This window comes from Bacteroidota bacterium, from assembly GCA_037133915.1.
Taxonomy (GTDB): Bacteria; Bacteroidota; Bacteroidia; order Bacteroidales; family CAIWKO01; genus JBAXND01.
Genome location: JBAXND010000105.1, coordinates 1 through 3,895 on the forward strand (window position 1 = coordinate 1; position 3,895 = coordinate 3,895).

A 3,895-nucleotide genomic window follows, 5' to 3' on the forward strand; every position below is an offset into this window, starting at 1 on the left:
AAGAAGCCGGGCTTATGCTTCGGCTTCTTTCAAACTTTTACCGGACAACAGTGTAAATTTATCATCAATCAAGGCTGAAAACATTTTCTACACACATACATTTAGTTGTCATTTCGATTAAAGAATCTTAAGGTTTGACATCGGCCTCTCAACTTCTTCTACCGAGCAATCTGCATTTGCAGAAATCTCAATAATCGTGCTCAATTCAGTATTGGACAAGATGGTTTCTGCCTGATTGAGTATTTTGATTGATTCCAATTCCAACAAAGCCTATTGAACTTTGGCTACAAGGGCAGAGGCGGTGATCCGAGGCCATGAGTTGAGCTGGACGGTATCACCGGGTGGAGAAGAAAATATAGTACTTCAAAAAGCAGTACAAACATTGGCCGAATTGACAGAATTCCGAAAACAAAGGCTAATTGATTGAATGCATGAATAAACATTCTGCCTGTCAGGATAACCTTGGCATTGGCAGAAGGTTATCCTAAGTGGCAGAATGAGGTAAGGCTCGCATGGAAATAGAAGCATAATATCGATTGTGCCAATGAGATTATTGACTGACAGAAAATTGACAGAAAATTGACAGAATGTAAGGTTATGATATTTAATAATATGTCTTTATTTATTTTGAATTCTGTCAAAAGACAGAGGACTTATATAGTCTTAAAGAAAAATGTTATTTCTTTTTGAGAAAAGAAAAAAATGTCGGCACTATGTGTGCCGAAAATTCATCAAGCAGATGACCGTGGACAATGGGGCAGTCAGTTGGCTATGGTGAATGCGAGGAACCTTCAGCAGGGGATAGGGTAGGCTTAAAATTGGGGGTTCGCAGGTGGAAATAGTAAACCGTTTTACTGTCGATAGTCGCTCGGATATCGTTACGATTGCGTTCGGTCTCGGTGTGCATGAGATCAACTGGATTGAACGTGTAGCCTTTATAGAGAGCATAAAGCTTGAGGCGCTCGCGAAATTTTTTGGATTTAATAAACTTAGCTTCATTGGCCGGGATGCTGGCTTTATAGTCCTCAATGGCCTCGGCACGTGGCAGGTTGACGTTAAGGCGGTCGTGTGTGAAATAGTCTTCAGCCCATTCAAGGAAGTCGTCGGACATGGCGCCCTGAATGTTGCGCTTGTCAATAGACTCCATGGGTGGGTTTATCTTCTCATGAAACTTAAGATAGGTGTGCAGACACTGGGCGAGAAAATTATACATTTTATTCATTTCATCATGCGTGTAGTCGCTGATAAGGTTTTTACCGAATTCGGTGCGCATGTTGCGCTCGGGCCATCCCTTCATCGGGTCCTCCGGATGGTAATATGAACTAAACCCTACAAACCAGATACGGCGGCGCATGCTGGGATCAAAGCTGCTCAATGGATGGTTAGATGTGAAACCGATCTTGGGGGACTTTTCGAAGGGGATCTCATAGCTTTCGATGAATTTTGGTTCAACAATCATGTCGCCGGTGATGGGAACGAATACGATGTTGAGTGGAACGTGTTTTCCAAGGTCGTCAATGAAGATGAAATCTGTGATATATTCCAGGACACGACCGAAAAGGTGAGCGTCATCAACTATAGACTTTTTCTGCCCGTCAATCATGACCACGTTTTTACGGACTTGCCGAACGAGCTTTAGAAAAAACGATTTTCCGGTACCACCCTGATGTTTGCCTGTATCTATGCTTTCATCAGTTTCCATGGCATAAATCCCATAAGGCATTCCTTGTTCTTTGTAGCGGTACAAGGCATAGCCCAAGGCAGCCACTTTGCTAATAAAATGAAGATCGCATTCCTTGCGTTCATTTTCAGAAAGGGCTTGCCCTGATTCTTCTTTTTGCCAGAATACCCGACCCGTGTTGTAGAAGTATTTAATGAGGGAAAATTCTTTGTCGTGTATTTCAAGCGTGAAACGATCAAGTTCCGGCCAGGCATCAAGTTTTTGTTGTAACTCGGATTGACTGGGCCTATGGGCATGCCGAGCATTTGTACCGGCAGAAGTAACACTATGCCCTGACACTTCGCGGCCATCGCCGCCAGCGTCGGAAATTGAGGTGTTCGCTGCACGGGCAGCTTCGAGTTCCTTTTTTAATTTCAGATATTCGGGGTTGAATGAAATGGTGAAAGGTGCAGGAATGGGCTTATAGTCGGCGGCGATGATCTTGTAATCGTATATGTATTTATCGAAGCTTTTCCATGGAATAGCCTCGATGCCGGATCCAGTGACCTTTACGGCAAAATTCTGGAAGAATAGGAAATCATGATCCGGGCCCCAGCAAACGGTGTCAATCTTCAGTCGATTCAATTTGCTAAGACTGGACACTTTTAGCTGATTTGTGCGGTGGATTGTATTAAGAATACCTTCACCGGCTGAGGATAAGTATTGAAGGTTTTCACGAAAAAAGTTAGTAACGAATTTGTTTACGTATTCGGCGATCTGAGCATCGCCTATTTCAGTTACGATATTATCTTTTACATGTACCCAGGTGAAAAGATTTTTATTGGCTTTGGTTTCGACAGTGAAAAATCCATTGGCTTCGAGAAATTTATATAAGCGATCATTGTTGATCTCAAAGGCTCCATCAATGATAATGCCTTTTTTGTCGCGCTTGGGAATCCAGAATTGCATTGGAAAAGATGTATTGACAAGAAGTTTGAAATGGTACGCGCGATTTTTATATTTTTCATCCGTATAGTATTTAAAAAAATCACGCACATCTTTACAGGACTTGCCTTTCCAATCCTTGAATTCTTTCAGGCGGGAAGGTAACCAGATAATGCAAAGGTCAAGGAACCTCATGGCCAGTTGTAACGCTGAGCGAACTCCAGTTTGATCCAGATCGGGAACAATATATATATGGCCATCTGAACCGACCAGTTTGCGGAGAACAGATTTGTATTCATAATCGCTGATAGAAGCCGTTTCACTATTAAACCATATCACCCGCCAGCCCTGCGAATATAAATTAATGGCATCACTACCCCCACTGCAGATGATCACATCCGGAAGGGTTCTTGCGCCATCGGCAGGATCGGTGTTCTCGTCCAGAGAAGAATTAGAGTTATCAATGGCGACGTTGGATTGGAGCTTATTGATCAGTTTGGCCGTTCTCTTATCGGAAAAGATATAGTTTGAGGGTTTCTTACCTTTGTAAATAAACCGATATTCTTTGTTGAGAGGCTGATATATCTTGCCGAAAGATCCATAGTCATAATAATAAATGGGGCACTCGCCGGTACTGTAGATCTTGAATCCTTCTTTCGTTATGTAATAATCAACAGCGAATAAATTGAGGTCATTACAATGCTCGGCTTTTACGTCAGGCCCCAGTGTATTCAATTCGGATTCCGAAAAATCTTTTTTTGTGAAAACCTGAATCTCTTCATATTTAATACCGGTGTTCTCGATCCGGGGTTTTGGGTGCATCACGCTGCTATCCGGTGAGGCATTATCGTTGCCGTATTTTTGCCATAGACTGGCCATCGCCTCCGGGAAGCTGCTGCCATTTTTGGACATGAAGAGTTGGACGGCGTTCATGGCTTTGTTATCGGGACCGCCCTTGTCTTGGAGCAGCCAAACGGTGCCGGATTTGTCTTTGAAAACACAAGCCGATGCCTTCTCATCGTCATCACGTACAGAGAAATTTTTCTTTCCTTCAAAGCTTGATTTGGATTGAGGATAAATCTCTTCAAATATTAAACGACCGCCGTCAGTTTGCTCCCACAGCTCCTTTATATCGTTTTTATAAAATTTTATAGTTTTATCAGACATAACATTATAGTTTACCCAAAATTCAGTTAATAAATTTCACTTCTTAAAAAAAAACTCATTCACAATAAGTTGGAGAATACGCGCAAACTGGTCCCCTAGTTCCGCGTTAAGCTGACCCCCTTT

Annotated in this window: 1 protein-coding gene; it reads right to left on the reverse strand. The window is 42.5% G+C overall.

The genetic code is table 11. From position 1 onward, the window contains the following. Positions 1-769 precede the first annotated feature (769 nt). Positions 770-3,772: a primase-helicase family protein gene (locus tag WCM76_16730; protein ID MEI6767278.1), complete on the reverse strand. Its 3,003-nt coding sequence runs from the start codon at positions 3,770-3,772 to the stop codon at positions 770-772. Positions 3,773-3,895 lie beyond the last annotated feature (123 nt).